The organism is Fructilactobacillus carniphilus (genome assembly GCF_024029675.1).
GTDB classification, from domain to species: domain Bacteria; phylum Bacillota; class Bacilli; order Lactobacillales; family Lactobacillaceae; genus Fructilactobacillus; species Fructilactobacillus carniphilus.
This window is the reverse complement of record NZ_CP097121.1, coordinates 1,156,359-1,175,835: the sequence shown is the minus strand read 5'-3', so window position 1 is coordinate 1,175,835 and position 19,477 is coordinate 1,156,359. Positions and strand designations below refer to the sequence as shown.

The following is a 19,477-nucleotide window of genomic DNA, read 5'->3' as shown; positions in this document are numbered from 1 at the left end:
TATTAAAGGAGAGATTATTTCATGAAATTTAAAGGAATTAAAACTGTAGCCGCTATTACTGCTGTATCTGCTGGTGTATTATTCGCCGGCGCTAACAGTGCAGACGCTTCTACTACTGTAACGGTTAAAGCTGGAGACACTCTGTCACAAATCGCTGCTGACCACGATGTTTCAGTGCAAAGCTTAAAGGATGCTAACAAGATTCAAGATATCAACAAGATTTATGTTGGTGAAACTTTCATCATTGGCGATGACGGAAACGTGCAAGTTGCTTCTACGCAAACTCCAGTAGCACCAGCCGTACAACCACACTACGAAGTAAAACAAGCAACTGCTCAAGCTGAAACTCCAGCTCAACCGGCTGCACAATCACAACAAACTAGCCAAGCCGCTCAAGCTGAAACTCCATCCCAACCAGCAGCTCAGGCCCAACCACAACAAACTAGTCAAGTTGCTGCTCAACCAGCTGCTACGCAAACGCAACAAACTAGCCAAGCCGCTAGCACGCAAGCTTCAAGCAACAACGCTGCTGACAACGATGGTTCATTAGACTCAATCGCTGCCGTTGAATCAGGTGGTTCATACACGGCTCGGAACGGTCAATACATTGGTAAATACCAATTATCTGCTTCATACTTGAACGGTGACTACTCCCCAGCTAACCAAGAACGGGTTGCTCGTCAATACGCCATCAGCCGGTACGGTTCAATTGCTAACGCCGTTGCATTCCGGAACTCACACAACTACTGGTAAAAAAGTAAATTAGGTTACTAAAAAAGACGCTACTTCGGTGGCGTCTTTTTTGTTATCCATATTTCAGTAAAATGAACTAAACGTACTAAATAACGTACAATATAGCGTACAAGGGGATGGTAATATGAGCAAAACATTGCTTAATTTGTTAATTTTAACATCACTTATACCTTTAATATTTCTAACTGTATTAATAGTAATACAACTTAGTGTTTTTATTATTCAAAAAAGAAAATTACATTTTGATTTAAACGCTGTTCAGAAGAAAAAAACAAAAAAATATAAATATTTTGATATATTTCTGATTGCGTTATATTTAATGTTATTGATATTTGTGAATAACGATATTGGTAGATTCGTTATTTTTATCTGTTTCTTTTTTGTTATTTATATAAACAAAAAATCATTTACTATAAATCTTGGTATATTGTCAAAAGTAATAACGAAGATATTAAAATATATAACCAAGCATTAAAGAAATTGTTTTCTCTATTGAATATAGCTTGTATTATACTTTGTATACTTCAGTTTCTTATAATTATAAGATAAGGTTAACTACTGTTATTGTTTAATGAGCGGGAAAACTACTTTAATTAAAATTCAACTACTTTATGTAAAGAAAAAGGTTAGTTTAGATAATAGTTAAGATATCTAAATTAACCTTTTTTATTTCCTTTGAATCAGTTCATGTTGCTGCTCTATTTTTTGTAAAATTTTAAGTATAAAAGATCCAATTAATATATTTATATTTTTTATTAAAATCGTATACTAATATAATTTGCTATTTTGTGTACCAAATGGTACTATGATGTAAAGGAGTGATTTTAATGAAAACAAATACAGCACAAATTCATTTTAGAACTAGTACCCTTAATAAGGACGAATTTGAAAAAGTTTTAAAAGAAAACGGATTAACTGCTCCAGAAGCGTTTCGTATTTTTATGAAACAAACAATTAACAACAATGGATTACCTTTTGAAGTAAACCAACCAAATAAACGATTAAAAACAGCAATTAGTAGTGATGATTACGTTAAGTTTGATAATGCTCAGGAAGGTTTAGATTGGTTAAATGACTAAACAATACAAACCTGCTTTTGAAAATCAATTCAAAAAACATTACAAACAAATGCTAAAACAGCCTAAATATAACAAAAATCAATTCAATGAAATATATTACTTATTAATTAACGATGAAGAAATTCCAGCTAAGTTTAACGACCATAACCTCATAAATCGAAAACCTGAACGAGAACTTCACATTAAACCAGATTGGCTTTTGATTTATCGGTACGATGGTGATTATATTAAATTCATTGATACCGGTAGTCATTCAGACTTGTTTGAATAATAAATATTAATAAATTACAGAAACAAGTATAAAGTAGTAAAATCTACATTACTACTTGTTGTAATGTATACAAATATATTTGTGCCTTCTGAGTGTATTTAAATTTCCAGAATACTATTAAATTTAGTGAATTAATTTTAGCTGAGTAACCCACTGAATCCCTAGATAGTAAAAATAACAATCAAATTGTGCAATTACTTATAAAATTTAAAGAAACCAGCCCTACTAAAATAATTAGTAAGGCTGGCTTCTTTTATTTAATTAATGTTCTTTTTCATTTCCGTAATACAAATATCTCGTAACGAACTGGGAATTGCAAATAACTGCATAAATTCGTCCACGTTAATTTGATAGAGTTCTTTATCCTCTACGTAAAATGGAATTAACAAGTCAATGGCACCGATGTTAGCTTTCTGTTCATAATGCGGCTTTAAGCCTGTAGAGAAGTTTAACTGAGCATCATTCGTATCGCACTGGACTACATGACTAATTTCATGAGCAATAATAAGGGGTAATTGCCGCTGATTAGGCTCATTTGCATTAATCACAATTGATCGTGTGGGAATGTCAGCGAATGACTTTGTTTCTGGCATCAACTTATCAGTGTAAACCACCCCAATATCATGATTTAACGCGTAGTTAAACAGGCTATTTATGATCTCTTGCATCTCTGAGCCTCCTTAAAATTTCCAAAACCGTTTGCTTATCTTCTTCTGGTACCGGTTTTCCTCCAAACATCATAATAGTTTCTAAATCGTCTAAATCAGCGGTAGGGCGTTCCCCGTTCCCCAAGAGATAATCAGTGGAAACGCTAAAGTAATTGGCTACTTTCTTTAATTTTTGTGAATTAGCGTTATCAACCCACTTCTGTAAAGTTCCATTAGGGAAACCTAGTTGATGTTCTAATTCGCGAATGGAAATATTTTTGTTTTTGGCTAATTCCTTGATCCGTTGATAAATCGACATTTGCAGCACTTTCCCTTCAGTTATATAGAATATTTTTCTATTATTTGGTTGACATTTAGAAGATTAGTATATATAGTGTTCCTTGTAATCTAATTGATTACGAAGAACAAATAACTCCAACAGACGTGTTGGATTTTTATTTGTCACCATTGTAGACTATTTATCTACAACAAGCAACGTAATTATAGATTATATAGCTTAATTAGTACTAATTACTCACAATTCAATTCTACAAATGGAGGAAATTAACATGGATCAACAAGTTTTAAAAGTACAAAAATGGTTAAATTCAGAATACGGAAAGGTAAATGGCTACACCAAGGTTAATGAAAATGGCCAAACTGGTTGGAAGACCATTTATGCTTTACGTGAAGGATTACAGCACGAATTAGGCATTAATCCTGTGTCCAGTGGCTTTGGTGACCATACTAAGTCAGCCTTAGCAGGCCAAGTAGCTAAATATCGGGTAGGTTATAAAGGCAACATCGCTAAATTAATTCAAGGTGCTTTTTGGTGTAAAGGTTATAGTCCAGCTGCCTTTAACACTAAATTTTCTAAAGGAACGCAAACTGCAGTAGACGAATTGCGTCAAGATGCAGGGCTACCCAGTGGTAATTTAACGGTTCCTTTAATGGCCGCTTTGTTTGATATGAGTGCCTTTAAATTATTAGGTGGGGGTACTACTGCTATCCGAAAAATGCAACAATACCTGAATCATAACTATCTTAGTTACTTTGGTGATGATTTAGGCTTAGTTCCCACTGATGGTCTTTACCAACGAAACACTAATACCGCTTTAATTTATGCCTTACAAGCAACTGAAGGTATGTCTACTAGTCAGGCAAATGGAGTTTATGGTCCCGGTACCATTAGATTAACGCCAACGATTTATCAAGGTACCAGTGGTCCGATTGTTAAAGTTATTCAATATGGTTTAATGGTAAACGGATTTTACGATGGACCCTTTGACGGGATTTATGGAAGTAACGTTGCTAATGCGGTATTCAACTTTCGGAATTTTATGAAACTTCCACCTTACAATGGATCCGCTAACTTAGCTGTAATCAAGGGATTATTAACCTCCAATGGTGATACTAACCGTGACTCTGACGCTTGTGATACCTCATTCCAAGTCTCCAGTTCAACAGCTAAAAAACTCAAAAGTTATGGTTTTAATTTAATTGGTCGGTATTTAACTGGAACGGTGGGTACTGGTTCAAATCGACGGCCTAAAAACTTAACTACTGGTGAAATTGAAGGTTTGGTCAAAGCTGGCTTAAATATTTTTCCCATTTACCAAGATAATGATGGTGATCAATCATATTTCACTGCAGCTCAAGGAAGTTATGATGCCAATGTTGCAACTGCTGCTGCAGTTAGGCTGGGATTCCCTCAAGGAACTACCATTTATTTTGCTGTGGATACTGACATTCTGGATGGAGATATTCCTGGGACCGTTCTTCCTTATTTGGCAGCTGTTAAACGCCATTTGGGTAATAATTACAAAGTAGGTGTTTATGGGACTCGAAATGTTTGTACCCACGCCTTGGAACAAGGTTATGCCGTAAATGCTTTTGTTTCTGACATGTCAACTGGATACAGTGGTAACTTAGGTTATAAAATGCCAAAAAATTGGGCAATTGACCAGTTTACTGAGTATAATTTTGCCGGGATTGCCATTGACCAAGATGCATCATCAGGAAAGGATACTGGAAACTAATCGGTTTGTTGAAAATCCAAAATTTAAATCTGCGTTGAATGTCGTACAATCTCTTACTAAAAACACCAATATTGAATTAGACATTCCAATTACGACTTTTAACCTAACAAACTCATTAAAAATTGTTCTCCAGGCAACGGATACGTTTGCTAATTTAAATGGTAGTAATGTTTTCACCATTTCAAAAGGATCACTGTCTAAGATTGATTTATCCCAATGGTTTTCTGACACATTCAACTTGCCTAGCCCCGTACTAGATGTAGTTATTGGAAAGTTGATGGATATTTCTTTATTACAAAACATCATGGATGGTCAGTTATCACTATCGTATTCAATTGACGATGATGGGTTCTACACTGTTTCCTTAAGCATTAATATCTTTAAAGTTAAATTAGGTAATACTGAGTGGGATACTGAAGTAAATTTAGAAATTGACTTGAAAATTAAACCATCAAATTTACCAGTAGTAAAACAAGGCATTGAAGCGGTAGACTTTGCTTTTGGACATACGAGCGAAATATTTTTTGCACTTGCAATTACGGCTGTGCTAATTGCAACTCCGGCTGTTATTGAAGGTATTGCAACAGACGCCATTGTAAATACAGCAATTATCGGCTTGTGTTCTCTTATTCAAAAAGCATTTGGTATGTAAAGAAAAAGATTAGTTTAGATAGTAGTTAAAATATCTAAACTAACCCTTTTAGTTCCTTTGAATAAGTTCATGATGTTTCTCTCTTTTTTGCAAAAATTTAAGTATAAAAGAACAAACAACTAAATCTGCAATGACATACCCATAAACAATTGCACAGAATAAATAACGCCAGTCAGTTATATGGAAGTTATCATGAAAAATCATTAAACTTAGCAAACAAAGAATTAGTAATGCAAATATCCAAGAATAAATTTTTTTGCTCTTCATTAAATTCCAATATAATAGATCTCTATAAATTGGAACTTTATACCCAGTTGCTTGATGCCTAGAGTGTCTTTTTAGATAAGGAATTGTTAATTTTAAAAAGACAAAAAGGATAAATCCTAAAACAACAAAGAACAATAAATAAATATTCACCTTTTTCAAAATAATTGCCACCAAAGTTGCAAGGGTGCCAATCAATACAAGCACTAATGCCAATACAAAATATACTCTATAGATTATTTTGATATGTTTATATGTTTCGTTAGGATCTTCCGTTGCTGTCATCAAATGTCTCCTTTAGTTTTAACTATAAATGTCATTAAATTAGCTAACAGTATTTTTATCACAACATAATATACTTATCTACTATAGTATAGTTCTTGAGTGTTTTAAAATAAGAGACGTGTGTCTTTTGAGTGTACCTAAATTACCCATTTAGGTACACTTTTTTCTTTGGACATAGAACCCTTGCTACAGGTCCGTTTATTCCAACTAGAAGTACAATAACTTTGGGAGTAATTTAAGTTGGGATTAGATAACCAATAAATTTGCCCTTTATGCAAGCATTCAAAAATGATTGCTAATTAACCGAAAAGCGCTCTCATGGAATTAGAAAAATAGCTAATTCTGTGGGAGCGCTTAGTTTTTGCTTCATAAATTTAGTTGTAAATAATGGCAAAGCCACCAGGACCCACGTGAGTCATAATGACGGGGCAGGTGAGGCGGACTAACACATTAATATCTGGACGGGCTTCCTTAATGCGAGCGGCCACAGCGTCAACGTCTTCGGTAGAGTCCACGTAGGAGAGGCCGACTTCCTTCACCTTCGGATCGTTAATGAGGGTTTCCGTAATTTCATCGCGGACCTTCCGCATCTTTTTAGCACCACGACATTTAGCCACGATTTCGAGCTTACCCTCGTTAAGAGCTAAGACGGGTTTGAGCTGAATGAGGGAGGAAATGAACCCAACAGCACGGCTAGCACGACCACCCTTAACCAGGTAATCAAAGCTGTTCACGAACACGTGTAAGCTAATTTCAGGAATCATGGCAATCACGCCATTTTCCACTTCTTCCGCCGATTTTCCGGCTTTTGCTAATTCAGCAGCTTTTAGGACTTCAAAACCAAGTCCCCGGTCGGTTGATTTACTATCAATCACCCGAATGTCACCGTTCACTTGTTGGGCAGCCGATTGGGCCGTTTCGACGGTTCCACTAAGGATGCGTGTGATGTGAATTGAAACGATACTTCCATCGGGATCGTCTTTTAAGATTTGTTCGTAAGTTTCTACGAATTGACCCATGGCTGGTTGGCTAGTTTTGGGGAATTCCGTTTCGTCATCATGGAGCATTTCGGAAAATTGTTGCCGGGTGATGTCCACTTTATCCTGGTAAGTTTTTCCTTCAAAGCTAACCTGCAACGGGATGACGTGTAAATCATTGTCTTTAATTTCTTCGGAGGTTAGTTGAGCGGTTGAATCCGTAACGATATGAATCATAATGGGACTTCCTTTCGAGTTGCTATTGTTGGTTAAAATTAGGTTGTTTCAGAACTAAGTATCCATATTTTACCACGCTTTAAAGCCAGAACCGTTTCTTTTGAAACCCATGAATTTGTGCGAGAATAGAAGAAATGACTAATTATCTAGGAGGGATTGCGCATGACGAAAACGCCTCGTTCGGAAATTCGACTGACTTCAGTCTTAATTTATTCATTACTTCTTAATTCTGGAGCAGCCTTAATGTGGCCGTTGACCACCGTTTACATGCACAACACGCTCCACGAGTCCTTAACGGTCGCGGGAGTGGTGCTGTTTATCATGTCTTGTTTCATGGTGTTGGGAAATTATCTCGGTGGCCGGCTCTTTGACCGGTGGTCGCCGTACAAAACTGCCATCATCAGCATCTCCATTGCCCTGGCGGCGGTCGTGGTACTGATCTTCTCCCACGGCTGGCCCATGTTTGCCATCATGTTGTTCGTGTATGGGCTGGGAGAAGGATCCAGTTTAACCATCCTTAACGCGTATGCGGCCAAGGTGCGCAGTAAAAGTACCCGGCAGGTGTTTAACTCAGTGTACATCGGCGTGAACCTGGGGGTTGTAATTGGAACTGCCGCAGTTGGGTACTTAATGAAGTACGGCGTTGGAGTTGTCTTTGCGGTTGCTTCGTTTTTCTACGTCATTCTATTGATTATGACGATTCTTGAGTTTAACGTGAAGTTTCCGCCAGTGCAAGTCCATCGTCACCAGCAACCCGATGCTCAGGTGGACATGGGCCCCGCACCGCAGCCGAATCCGCGGTTAATCTGGCTCATTTGTGGCATGGTCTTTTTTATTTATTTGAGTTACACCCTGTGGGAAAGTGTCATGCCAGTTCATATGCAAGACCTACACATCTCCTTTGAACAGTACAGTTTCATTTGGCCGATTAACGGGTTATTAATTGTGATTGGGCAACCACTGATCAATCGAATCGGGATGCGCTTTCGGATGGTACCCCAAATTGCGTTTGGAGTTACTCTATTTGCTTCGACCTTTTTCATGTTAATTTGGGCGCGTCAGTATCACTGGTTCATTATCATCATGATTATCCTAACGATTGGAGAAATGAACGGACTTCCCGCCATTCCCGCGTGGATTGACAGTTTAGCTGATCCGCGCTCTAAGGGGCAGTACCAGGGGATGTTCAACGTCTTCATGTCCTTTGGCCGGGCAGTCGGCCCCTTGTTTGGTGGTCTGATGGTCGAATGGCTGAACTATTCCATTCTGTTTGCGTTGGCCGGCCTCTCCATTTTAATCGCGTTGGCGGTCGTGTTATTTTATAACCATACGACGACATCATCACGGAGGAAAGCATGAAGAAACAACAGGTGGCAACCGAAATAATTGTTAAAGATGCACACCAAAATAACTTAAAGCACGTTAATATTCAATTACTCAAACACGAAATCACCGTTTTTCTAGGAGAATCAGGATCTGGAAAATCCTCGTTAGTTTTTGACACGGTGGCAGCGCAGTCACGGCGGGAACTGAACGAAACCTTCCCGAGTTTTACCCAGCAGTATCTACCTAAGTACGGACAGCCAGAGGTCGGTGAGATTGAGAACCTGCCGGTAGCGATTGCGATTGAACAAAAACAACTGACGGGAAACGCTCGCTCGACCTTGGCCACCTATACCGGAATCTACTCGCTACTTCGGTTGCTGTACTCTCGGATCGGAGACCACTTTGTGGGTTATTCGGAAGTCTTTTCGTTTAACCTGCCTCAGGGAATGTGTCCCAACTGTCAGGGACTCGGCTACGTGGATGACGTGGACGAAAGCAAGCTGATTGATCTGGAGAAATCGTTGAACGAAGGGGCCATTACCTTCGTCAGCTTCCGTCCGGGTAGTTGGCGGTGGCGTCGTTACGGAGATTCAGGGTTATTCGATAACGATAAACCGATTAAGGATTACACCCCGGCCGAATATGAACTATTAATGCACGCTCCCAAGCAGCCGTTTCCTAACTCTCCCGCTTCCTTTAAGAGTGCAGACTACGAAGGGGTGGTGCCCCGGATTGTTCGCTCGATTCTGCACAGCTCGGAAGGAAAACACCATCAGGCGGCGATTAACGAGGTCGTCACCCAACGGGAATGCCCGGTCTGTCGGGGCGATCGGTTAAACCACCAGGCGCTGAGTGTCACCATTAACGACGTGAACATTGCGAAAGCAACCAAGATGAACCTGGTCCAATTTCTGGAATTTTTACGGGGAATTAAAAACAACTTAGGTGACGAAATCATCCGGAGTTTAACCACCAAAATTAACCCGTTGATTGAGATTGGTCTCGGTTATTTGACCTTGGACCGAACCACCAGCACGCTTTCTGGGGGTGAAGTGCAGCGGATTAAGATTGCCAAGCACCTCACGAATTCACTGTCAGACCTGCTGTACGTGTTTGATGAACCCAGCGTCGGACTCCATCCGCACGACATTCAACTGATTAAAAAAGCCTTGCTAAAGCTGAAGGATAAGGGCAATACCATCTTTGTGGTCGACCACAATCCGGCCTTGTTTACGATTGCCGATCACGTCGTGGAAGTCGGACCGCAAGCCGGAGCTGCCGGCGGTAAAATCACCTTTACGGGAACTTATCCGGAACTACGGGCCTCTAACACTCTAACCGGAGAATGGTTGCGTAAACCGCACCAGCTGGCTACGCCCCACGAACCGCACGAGTTTGTGTCCTTAGAACACGTTCAGCTGCACAACCTGCAAGACGTTAGCGTCAAAGTACCAATGGAAATCATGACCGTGCTGTCGGGAGTGGCTGGTTCGGGAAAGAGTTCGCTGGCCCTGGCCTTAAAACGGAAGCTAAACGGTAACTACGTTGATTTAACCCAGCAAGCAGCTGGAATTAGCATTCGTTCGACGCCAGTGACGTATCTAAACTTATTGAACCCGATTCGACGTTTATTTGGGAAAACTAACAAGGTTTCAACCCAACTCTTTAGTTACAACGGGAAGGGCGCTTGCCCACGGTGTAAGGGGAAAGGAATCACGATTACCGACATGGCGTTTATGGACCCGGTCAAACAGGTTTGTGAACTGTGTGGTGGTAAGCGGTATAGCCAGGAAGCTTTACAATATCAGTACCATGGTAAGGATATTGCGGCCGTGCTAGCGTTATCCGTGGACGAAGCGGTGGATTTCTTTGCCGCGGAACCCGACTTAGCAACTCCACTAAAACGGCTCCAAGAGGTCGGACTCGGCTATCTCGGTCTGGATCAATCTTTGACGACGGTTTCGGGAGGAGAACTGCAACGGCTCCGGTTAGCCCAAACGCTCGGTGAAAACGGGCAGACCTACTTTCTCGATGAACCGACGGCGGGCCTGCATCTCAAAGATACTGCCCAACTAGTTGAGCTGTTTCACCGCTTAGTTGCAGCTGGAAATAGCCTAATCCTGGTGGAACACAATTTAGATGTGATTAGTCAGGCCGATTGGCTGATTGACATTGGTCCGGGGGCCGGGATTTACGGCGGTCAGGTTCTCTATAGCGGGATTCCGGCAGGAGCAATGACGACGCCGACTTCAGTGACGGGGAAGGCACTGACGGAGTATTTAAAAACGGATTAAGCAGATAGACGATTTTAACTCATCACGGAGGAAAGCACATGAAACTTGAGCAACAGCGGATGCCCGCCGTTACAAACGACCGGTTTCGCCTACACTACCATCTGATGCCACCCCAGGGTTGGATGAACGACCCGAACGGCTTCGTCTACTTTCAGGGTTACTACCATCTGTTTTACCAGTACCATCCGTACGGAGTAGAATGGGGACCAATGCATTGGGGGCACGCCCGTAGTCAGGATCTGCTTCACTGGGAAACCTTGCCACCGGCACTTGCTCCGGATAGTGAAGCTGATGAGTCCGGTTGTTTTTCGGGGAGCGCAATCGTTAAAGATAACCGGTTGTTTCTCGTTTACACGGGTCATCACGTTCCGGATGAAAGCAAACCAGATGATTTTTGGCAAACCCAAAACGTGGCGGTCAGTGATGATGGGATTCATTTCTATAAATTAGCCACGAATCCGGTCATTGAAACGCCACCAGCTGATAATAGCCAGCATTTCCGGGATCCCAAGGTCTTTGAAAGAGACGGCCAGTACTATCTAGTGTTGGGAAGTCAGCTTGCAACTACGCAGACGGGACGAGCCCTGCTCTATCAATCCACTAATTTAGTCGATTGGGAATATCAAGGAGTGATCACCGCAGCTTCGACTGCTAGTGAATCCGGCTTTATGTGGGAGTGTCCTGATTTCTTCCGGCTTAACGGTCAGGACGTGTTGCTATTGTCGCCACAAGGAATCGCGGCAACGGAGAAAGAAAATTTAAACCTCTACCAGACCAGTTATTTAGTCGGTCAATTTGATTTTCAGACGCTCGATTATCAGCACGGTAACCTGCAGGAGCTAGATCATGGGCACGATTTTTATGCGACCCAAACGATGTTAGCCCCGGACGGACGCCGGATTGTAGTTGGCTGGATGGACATGTGGGAAGCGGAGTTCCCCGAACAAGCCGATGGTTGGGCCGGTGCGATGACGCTCCCACGGGAATTAACTTGGTGCGCCGGTCAACTATGCATGCTACCGGTTGCTGAAGTAACCCAGTTACGGACGCAGCAAGTGATTGATGAAGAATGGCATGGCACGGAACGTAACCTGGCAGTGCCCGATGCGCAGCATCTCGAACTGCACTTGCAGACCAAGTTAGCCAGTTGGCCGGTATCACAACTAACCCTGCAATTCCAAGCGGGTGACCAACGATTGCAAATTACCTATCACAAAGCCCAGCATGAGGTGGTGGTTACCAGGGCGGGGCAAGATGCGCAACGGTTTGCTCAAGTTCGACCCCAAGCTGAATTAGATCTGCAAATCTGGACCGATACTAGTTCGGTGGAAATCTTTGTTAACCACGGTGCCGCGGCCTTTAGCGAACGCTTTTATCCACTTACCGCACCAGAAGTAACGCTCGCAGCGGATGCACCAGTGACGGTGCAACTCACTGGTTATCAACTCCACTAAAAAACGCCTTGAGCATTATGCTCAAGACGTTTTTTGCATCCGAAAGGATTAGTTGACCCACCGTTGCTTAATCACTTCTGCGAGAATTGCTGTGTGTTTCTTGCGCTTATCGGTGGTAAAGTAGACGTAATCACCAATTCCGTAATAGCCAGCTCGATCTGGACCGGTTACGGTGGCGCGGCTCACTTTGTCATCAATCGCAATTACATTATTACCAATTACATTAGCAATAATCTGATTGCCATCGTTTTTGATTGCCACTTTCACCATGCCAACGCTCACACTTCGATAGACAGGTTCATCATTACGCATAAACTCCTCATCCTTTCTGATTCAATTTTCAAATATCCGACTAGGGAACCACTCCCTAGTGGCCTCATTATAGCATGAAATAAAAAAGCAGCCCAAGCATGAATTGGGACTGCTTAAAATGTTAGTTAAAATGGTTAGTGACAATTTGTTGGTAGTTGAGCCACAGGGCGGTATATGGGGAATTACTGTCGGCTTGCCATGGTTTGGGTTTTCCGCAGAAGTGGATAATCCTGGTGTGCTTCATGATCCAGTCCAGATTTTCTTTACCACCACTGCGGGTGAGGTACATCAGTGATTTACGGGCATCAAAGTTCCAAAGATCTTCAGAGATTTCCTTGGTATCATTGCTATAGAGGTAGTTGAGAATATCTTGATCAGGCAAAACTAGGTAATCATGATACTTTTCAACCGTCTCCACGATATCCTTAACTTTAATTTTTTGTCGCATCTGATCGAGATCCATCAGCATAACTCCCGAGTTGTAGTACCCGCCGTCGGTTCCTAAGCGAAGGTTATTGATGGAACGCATGATGTCGGTTAATCCCTTGTGGACAGCGGCTGCAAACATTTTGCCGTCTAAGTTAGTTTCCCAGAGGGGCATGATATCATTAACTACCAGCAAATCAGGATCTAGGTATAGAACCTTGTGAAGATCATTGGGTAATGAATCAGCACAGAGCAGGCGGAAGTACATTTCCTGCGGGTAGTCATAGACGCTTAAAAAGGACTTGGGTAAGTTCACCCGTTCGTCCATTTTAATGACGTTTAAGTCTAAGTTTAAGCGACCAGCGTAGTTTAACAAATTAGCATTGGTTTCTGCGCTAATGTCTGATTGTAACAACCAGACTCGAAAGGCAGCCTTCTGATTATTCAGCCGGAGTGAATAAAGCATTACTTTAAGCGGATCAATGTAGTTTTGGTTACTGGTAACCAAAATCTCAATGGGTTCTGTACTAGTCATAGCGGGACTCCTTTGATATTTAGATTACTTTAATTATATTAATTTATGGTGAGCTTGACCATCACTTAGAGGAGAAAAACATGTCAAAACAACAACAATACTGGATGTTATTCTGCGCCATCCTGCTGTTTATTGGATTAATGGGATTCGCTACTAGATTTGATCTGCAGTTGAGTCAAACCATCACTAATTATCATAGTTATGGAGCCACCGTGGGCCAAACCATTGGTTCATTTCCCTTGTACTTGGTGTTAATTCTAAGTGGGGAGGTTGCAATTGGAAGTGCATTGCGACAACCACGACGCTGGCTGGCTTTACTGGAATTTGCAGTGGGACTGACTTTGTCTGTTAGTCAACTGCAACATTTTGGGCGAGAAAGTAGTTCGTACTTTTTCAAAGCGCAACAAAACGTGCAACAGGGTCTAGCGGTTGGGACGCATACGCAACTGCAATCGCATGAGCACGGTTGGAGTTTGGTCATTACGGGGCTGTTTTTGTACGGAATCATCACGTTCGTTTGCCAGTGGTGGCTACACCGACAGTCTGATTTTCGCTTGCACCAGCTCTTAACTATCGCCATCTTTGCCAGTGGAACGGTATTTTTAGCACTGACGGTAAACGTTACTTTAAAAACAATCTGGGGTCGGTACCGGCCTTACGAGGTGCAACAGCACCTCCAGGATTTTACCAGTTGGTATCACATCAATGGAAATAACGGTCACTATTCATTTCCCTCCGGACACACGATGGCAGCGACGTTGGCACTTGTCTTTTCGTGGTTTGGTCGCGGCCGCTGGCACCGGTGGTTGTGGCGTCTGGGACTGTTGGATAGTATTTTGATTGCACTGAGTCGCTTGGTAATCGGAGCGCATTTCTTATCGGACGTGACGTTTTCGTTCTTTATTACGGCTTTAATCATTTTCAGCATGCAGATCTGGCTGAAAAAATACTTATTAAAGCAGACGGATCCGATTTTACGAAAATGATTCGGTTGGGAATAAAGAGAATTAGAGGAAGGGATGGCTATGATGACATCACCACTTGGGATTGAAATTTCGCCAGCAACAACATCGCTTGCTAATCAACGGTTTATCGAAGCTAGTGGAATAGGAACCACCATCCGTCCTGACTTTGTCTCGGTTACATGGAGTGCCGGTGGAAAAGATAATCCAGGAAAACCATATGATTTGATTCAACAACTGGAACGAAACCAGCTGCAGGTGCTTCCCCATCTCACCGGGTTGTACAAAACTCCCACTGCAATAACCCAGGAACTGCATGAATTAACGCGATTAGGAGTTAAACGGGTGCTCGCCTTACGTGGTGATGTAAACCACCACCAACGACCCACGGGCTATTTTCCGCACGCAACTAACTTAATCCGGTACATTAAGCAACACAGTCAATTGAAAATTGCTGCTGCGGCCTATCCTGAGCGTCATCCGGAATCGGATAGTTGGGGAACGGAACTTTTTTATTTACGGGCTAAGGTCCAGGCTGGAGCCACGGAGTTGTTTACTCAATTTTGTTTTGATGTACCAACTATTTTCAGGTGGTTAGACCGCATTCATATTGCTGATATCCGAGTTCCTGTGGTAGTGGGGGTATTACCGTTGACGAGTCAAACCCGAATTCAGCAGGCTGAAATCATGCTGGGACATCCTTTACCGATGGAGCTTAAAAATCGATTAGCAGTAGCCCAGACGGAATCAGAGTTACGAGCCATTGGAATTCAGGTGGCTCTGGAACAAATTTACAGCTTGCAACGAGTGGGTGTAGGCGTTCAAATTTATACTTTTAACGACGTGCAACTATTACAAACCATTTGGAAAACAATTAAATAAACCCAACAAAAAAGGGACCCTCGGGCAGTTGCTCGAGGGTCCCTTTTCATGTTTATAGGATTGAACTAAGGAGTTTCTGTGGAGTTCACGGTCCAGTTTAAAGTAGCACCGTAGTCGCTCTTTTGCCCACTTTGCGGAGCATCAGGAGCTTTACGTACATTTAACTTCAAACCGTTGCGACTATTCCAATCCACACTCTTTAGATCTGGTAAATTATCACCAGAGGAATAAACGTTCACATTGTCGTTATTTCCAGGGGTGAGGGGATGCTTATCTCCTTTACCATCGAAGTAAACTAACTGGAACGGCGAATCTTTGGTTCCGATGACGTCAGCGTTACTTAGTTGACCTGCCACACTTTGGCTGTTGTCTTTAGCCTGTGACAGACTAATTGAGTATTCTTTTCGTTCAGCTTTTTGCCGGGTATCCTTAATGGAAAGAGCCTGGTAACCAAGCTTAGGATTGATTCGAGGCGTGGTCAGAACCGGGTTACCGGATTCGTCAAAGGTGTAAGTATCAAGGGGAAGCATATCTGAGTTAGGGGTAAAGAAAGCATGCGTTCCGTATTCAAAACTCATCGGAGCAATTTTTAGATTTCCAGCATTTAGGTTATAAATTTCTTCTTTACCATAATACGTGGAAGTCTGATCCCCACCTTGCGATTGCCCAGTTAATTTCGGCGTACTTGAGAAGTACTTCCCTTGATTTTCACCGAGGTTCACGTTAGCCGTGATGTTCTTGGTCGAGTAAGCGTCGAGAGTTGGCAAACCTTTAATCACAATCTTCTTACAGTTCTTGTAAGTCGATCCATCATTCTGGGTGAGATTATCATCACTTATGGTGTAATGCAGACCGTTAGATTTGTCCGTTGAATCATAAGGAATATCCTGACCCTCAAACTGGAGTTTCAAGTTATTTGGATTGTTATCCTTGAGACTTGGTAAGTAGAAGGTGTATTGACCATTGATTAACGGAACTTGACTAAAGTTATACAGTGGAATCCGATAGTTGATGTTATCGTAATCTCGAACGTTATACAATTGGTCAGACCAATCTTGCATATTTTGGGTCACGTTTTGCATCTGATTATTAATGTAGATCGATGGTCTACCAGGTGGACGATGACTCGGGATTACTTTCACATCACTAGATTCAATTGGTGTTTTATCTGCGAAGTTAGAGCCAGAAGCTTTCACCGTATTAACTACAGCTTGTTGCCCTGAATCCAGTTGATCGGAAATCAATGCTGCTTTGAAGCCGTGTGATTGTGGAGTCGGTTTTTCAGCATCCTTCTTAATTGGTGGGATATCAGGGTAGTAGAGGTTTACGTCCTCACTTCCGTCCAATAACCGCAATTGTTTAGGCAAGTCATCAGTTACATGAACATCTAACCAATGATTTCCTAAATCGGGATCCTTAGGATTATAAATACTATCGTAGTAGTTATAGATATCAGACCGATAAAGAAGAATATCTCCAACGTCCGCTTTATCAATAATATTCCGGAAGACAGGGTATTTGTTACCATCGTCTCCGGTAAATTGCGAGTCAAATGATAAGGCATGCATTAGTTCTTCGGTAGTTAAAGAATGATCATCCGGAAGCAATCCAGTTTCATCAGTCTTTGGTACAACAGTTCCACCGTCCTTTTTACTAATTCGGAGACCTTGTTGACCTAACTTGGTTAAATCAGCAGCTGTTTTACTAACTCCTGGAGTCCCAGGGATATCAGAAGCTGAAATAGCACTAATCATGTAGTTATCACCAGTCGAACCAGTCATTCCCCAGTAAGCTTTTTTCTCAGGGCCAAAGGTATCGGCGATGTTAATGGTTGGAGAAGAAAGTTTCAACTGTTGAAAGTTATTGGTATTTTTACTGGAGTCAGAGTAACCAAACGTTGCAGTAGCACTTCCGGTAGTTCCACTTTTATCGGGGTTCCAAGTATAAACAACTGGTTCCCAACGTGGTTTATCAATTCCAGAACTCTTGGTATTTCCCACCATACTAGGAGCTGGAACAGCTCCATAATTATCGTTGGCATTAGGGAACGGATTAAGAGAATTGCTGCCGCTAGGTTGGTTTTGGTACCACTGGCTTCCACTACCATAGTGATTAATTCCTGTGAAATAGCCACTACCAAACTTGTGGACGTTAATGTGGTTTTTATCAGGAAGCGTAAATGCTAAATGCGACTTTGCAGCCGAATTCTTTTCAATCTGATAAGCATCACTATAATCTCCGTTGTAGTATGGGTCAAATTCTAACGACATAGCATTTCTAATTATTTGCTTAGAGGAATCATAAGCAGATTTAGCGCCATTTAAGTCAGGATAATATTCACTAAAATTACGGAAATTACCGTAGGCACCTAATGATTCACCGTTAGTTCCCGTAGCAACAGATCCCTTTTTGTCGGTGGAAATTTGATTCTGATCGTTTTGCAACGTAAAGGTTAAACCATCGGCTGCATTTTCCGGATCATCGGAAGCAATGTAGATATAGAACTTCAGAGTAAACTGTCTCGATAAATCAACTTGATTTTTCCACCATAATCCACGGGATTGGCCTTTGGAATAATCAGTAACTACTTGGGCATTAGGATAATCAAGTGCAGCAGGTGGATTTCCTTTGTACGTAAAATTACTCATACTAGGACCTGATTCAGGCGGAGCTGGGATGTTGAGATCATTACTAGCATGCGCAGCTGGGGCTACTCCTGAGAGCAAACCTCCCATGGTAATTAAACCGAGCGCCCCACTTGCTAGCAATTTTTTTAACTTTTTAATGGTGTTGACCTCCTTTCTTTGAATGATATTAAAGGCTCATGACTTTAATTTAAAGCTTGTTTAATTGATATGTTACGGTGGACGTTCAGATTTTGACCATGACCCTGAAGCTTGACCACTACCTGATAATTACCAGTCGCAACCTTTTTCGGGGGCAAATCAAATTTCACCCTTGAATTGGGAGCAATGTTAACGTTGGTTAAACGTTTAGAGCTGATAATTTTAGAACCTTGTTCTAGCGTTATCTTTCCCCGTAGATGTTGCAACAATTGGGGATGGTTATTGCTAATCCTAGCAACGACCGTTGCGGAGGTTGCTAGGGGAGCAACTTCAACTTTAGTCAGGCGTAGCTGCTGTAAATTTGGTTGATTTTTCTGAGCGTTTAAGGATACACCAGTTACAAAGGTCACATCATTTTGAACGTGGTTAGTCTGACCAACTGGTGCGGTGGCAGTAATGCCTCCTAACGTAATTCCCCGTCCCTGATTCCCTGAATTAATCTGGTAGGTAACAACCTGATTCGAATGGGGGGCAACGGTAACGTGCTTGGTCCGCTTGCCAATTACTTTATTAGTGAGACTTTGCTTGCCACGCGGTTGGGCCGATGAATCTTGATAGTTGATCGTACCATTAGGGGACGTCACGGCATTGTTGAGCCGGGTCGTCACATGTAGTTGTTGATTGCTATCATTCGTGACCAACAAAGGTAGTTTGTAGGTCGTATGATCCTTGGACCGGAGAGCAAAGTAGCCAGCACCTTTTTGGAGTGGTAAGCCTCCCAATTGTGGCGTCACGGAAAAGTCACTAGGAACAGACTGGGCATGACTAAAACTCGGCAAGCTTACCGTAACGATCGTTGTTATGCACACTAAGGCTAGCGTAAACCAAGTTTTAGTTCTCATGGCTCTTGGCCAATTTTTGAAGCTTAGTTTGGAATTGGCTGTTAAGCACAATTAAAACAACTAAAAAGAGCACCATAATTCCAGTGGCAGTTACTCCAATGTGGAGGAACTGTCCTGTCTGTGGAAGTTCCGTTACGGGAGCTGGCTTTACACTAGCCATGGGAGCAGGAGTTTCTTTTTTAGGTTGTTCCTTTGTTTTGTCAGGCTTCTTTTCTTGCTTAGGTTTTTCGTTGTTATTTTTTTTGCCAACGCTAACTGCTGCTGTACTTTTAGCTGAATTGTTATTGGTTTGATTATCAGCATAAATACTACTCGTCCCAAAAATGATGGCAATTAAAGCAAGTCCTAAAACAGCAAATAAGAGCGCCTTTTGTTTATCAAGCTTCATCTAATC

Annotated in this window: 19 protein-coding genes; 10 read left to right on the top strand and 9 right to left on the bottom strand. The window is 41.9% G+C overall.

Annotated elements, in window-relative coordinates; translation table 11 throughout:
- Positions 1–21 precede the first annotated feature (21 nt).
- The 3 genes from M3M37_RS05925 to M3M37_RS05915 all read left to right on the top strand — a co-directional run bounded on the left by M3M37_RS05925 (position 22) and on the right by M3M37_RS05915 (position 2,103).
- Positions 22–753 carry a LysM peptidoglycan-binding domain-containing protein gene (locus tag M3M37_RS05925; protein WP_252794899.1) on the top strand — a complete coding sequence of 244 codons (732 nt, stop codon included), beginning with the start codon at positions 22–24 and terminating at the stop codon, positions 751–753.
- Between the two features lie 827 nt (positions 754–1,580).
- Entirely contained in the window at positions 1,581–1,832 is a 252-nt protein-coding gene (locus M3M37_RS05920; protein WP_252766490.1) for a type II toxin-antitoxin system RelB/DinJ family antitoxin, read from the top strand.
- Positions 1,825–2,103 carry a type II toxin-antitoxin system YafQ family toxin gene (locus M3M37_RS05915; protein WP_252766489.1) on the top strand — a complete coding sequence of 93 codons (279 nt, stop codon included), beginning with the start codon at positions 1,825–1,827 and terminating at the stop codon, positions 2,101–2,103. Before M3M37_RS05920 ends, M3M37_RS05915 begins: the two co-directional genes overlap by 8 nt.
- Positions 2,104–2,360: 257 nt before the next feature.
- On the opposite strand, the gene M3M37_RS05910 is transcribed toward M3M37_RS05915, so the two are convergent.
- Positions 2,361–2,771, bottom strand: coding sequence for an ImmA/IrrE family metallo-endopeptidase (locus M3M37_RS05910; RefSeq protein WP_252794898.1), 411 nt, complete (start codon positions 2,769–2,771; stop codon positions 2,361–2,363).
- Positions 2,752–3,069 carry a helix-turn-helix domain-containing protein gene (locus tag M3M37_RS05905; RefSeq protein ID WP_252794897.1) on the bottom strand — a complete coding sequence of 106 codons (318 nt, stop codon included), beginning with the start codon at positions 3,067–3,069 and terminating at the stop codon, positions 2,752–2,754. The genes M3M37_RS05910 and M3M37_RS05905 overlap by 20 nt, the downstream gene beginning before the upstream one ends.
- A 250-nt stretch (positions 3,070–3,319) precedes the next feature.
- On the opposite strand from M3M37_RS05905, the gene M3M37_RS05900 reads away from it, so the two are divergent.
- The gene (locus tag M3M37_RS05900) at positions 3,320–4,789 is read left to right on the top strand and encodes a glycoside hydrolase domain-containing protein (RefSeq protein WP_252794896.1); all 1,470 of its coding nucleotides are present in this window, start codon (positions 3,320–3,322) and stop codon (positions 4,787–4,789) included.
- A complete protein-coding gene (locus M3M37_RS05895) occupies positions 4,749–5,441 on the top strand; it encodes a hypothetical protein (protein WP_252794895.1) in 693 nt (230 codons plus the stop codon). The genes M3M37_RS05900 and M3M37_RS05895 overlap by 41 nt, the downstream gene beginning before the upstream one ends.
- 48 nt (positions 5,442–5,489) lie before the next feature.
- Here M3M37_RS05895 and M3M37_RS05890 read toward each other — a convergent pair whose 3' ends face one another.
- Positions 5,490–5,990, bottom strand: coding sequence for a hypothetical protein (locus M3M37_RS05890; RefSeq protein WP_252794894.1), 501 nt, complete (start codon positions 5,988–5,990; stop codon positions 5,490–5,492).
- A 374-nt stretch (positions 5,991–6,364) separates the two neighbouring features.
- Positions 6,365–7,204, bottom strand: coding sequence for a DegV family protein (locus tag M3M37_RS05885; RefSeq protein ID WP_252794893.1), 840 nt, complete (start codon positions 7,202–7,204; stop codon positions 6,365–6,367).
- 162 nt (positions 7,205–7,366) lie between these two features.
- Between M3M37_RS05885 and M3M37_RS05880 the strand changes: the two genes are divergently transcribed.
- From M3M37_RS05880 to M3M37_RS05870, 3 genes are read left to right on the top strand one after another with little or no spacing between them, the layout of a single operon-like run.
- The gene (locus tag M3M37_RS05880) at positions 7,367–8,563 is read left to right on the top strand and encodes an MDR family MFS transporter (RefSeq protein ID WP_252794892.1); all 1,197 of its coding nucleotides are present in this window, start codon (positions 7,367–7,369) and stop codon (positions 8,561–8,563) included.
- A complete protein-coding gene (locus tag M3M37_RS05875; protein WP_252794891.1) occupies positions 8,560–10,824 on the top strand; it encodes an ATP-binding cassette domain-containing protein in 2,265 nt (754 codons plus the stop codon). The genes M3M37_RS05880 and M3M37_RS05875 overlap by 4 nt, the downstream gene beginning before the upstream one ends.
- A 38-nt stretch (positions 10,825–10,862) precedes the next feature.
- Entirely contained in the window at positions 10,863–12,278 is a 1,416-nt protein-coding gene (locus M3M37_RS05870) for a glycoside hydrolase family 32 protein (RefSeq protein ID WP_252794890.1), read from the top strand.
- 48 nt (positions 12,279–12,326) lie between these two features.
- Here the strand turns inward: M3M37_RS05870 and M3M37_RS05865 are convergent, their stop codons facing one another.
- Positions 12,327–12,590: a lipocalin/fatty-acid binding family protein gene (locus M3M37_RS05865; RefSeq protein ID WP_252794889.1), complete on the bottom strand. Its 264-nt coding sequence runs from the start codon at positions 12,588–12,590 to the stop codon at positions 12,327–12,329.
- Positions 12,591–12,711: 121 nt separating this feature from the next.
- Positions 12,712–13,551 carry a glycosyltransferase family 8 protein gene (locus M3M37_RS05860; RefSeq protein ID WP_252794888.1) on the bottom strand — a complete coding sequence of 280 codons (840 nt, stop codon included), beginning with the start codon at positions 13,549–13,551 and terminating at the stop codon, positions 12,712–12,714.
- Positions 13,552–13,631: 80 nt separating this feature from the next.
- Between M3M37_RS05860 and M3M37_RS05855 the strand changes: the two genes are divergently transcribed.
- Complete coding sequence (locus M3M37_RS05855; RefSeq protein ID WP_252794887.1) at positions 13,632–14,537, top strand: phosphatase PAP2 family protein; 906 nt, start codon at positions 13,632–13,634, stop codon at positions 14,535–14,537.
- Between the two features lie 33 nt (positions 14,538–14,570).
- Positions 14,571–15,395: a methylenetetrahydrofolate reductase gene (locus tag M3M37_RS05850; protein WP_252794886.1), complete on the top strand. Its 825-nt coding sequence runs from the start codon at positions 14,571–14,573 to the stop codon at positions 15,393–15,395.
- 65 nt (positions 15,396–15,460) lie between these two features.
- Here the strand turns inward: M3M37_RS05850 and M3M37_RS05845 are convergent, their stop codons facing one another.
- The 3 genes from M3M37_RS05845 to M3M37_RS05835 all read right to left on the bottom strand — a co-directional run bounded on the left by M3M37_RS05845 (position 15,461) and on the right by M3M37_RS05835 (position 19,471).
- Positions 15,461–18,043: a lectin-like domain-containing protein gene (locus M3M37_RS05845; protein ID WP_252794885.1), complete on the bottom strand. Its 2,583-nt coding sequence runs from the start codon at positions 18,041–18,043 to the stop codon at positions 15,461–15,463.
- Between the two features lie 182 nt (positions 18,044–18,225).
- Positions 18,226–19,083, bottom strand: coding sequence for a WxL protein peptidoglycan domain-containing protein (locus M3M37_RS05840; RefSeq protein WP_252794884.1), 858 nt, complete (start codon positions 19,081–19,083; stop codon positions 18,226–18,228).
- A complete protein-coding gene (locus M3M37_RS05835; protein ID WP_252794883.1) occupies positions 19,073–19,471 on the bottom strand; it encodes a hypothetical protein in 399 nt (132 codons plus the stop codon). The genes M3M37_RS05840 and M3M37_RS05835 overlap by 11 nt, the downstream gene beginning before the upstream one ends.
- Positions 19,472–19,477: the final 6 nt, after the last annotated feature.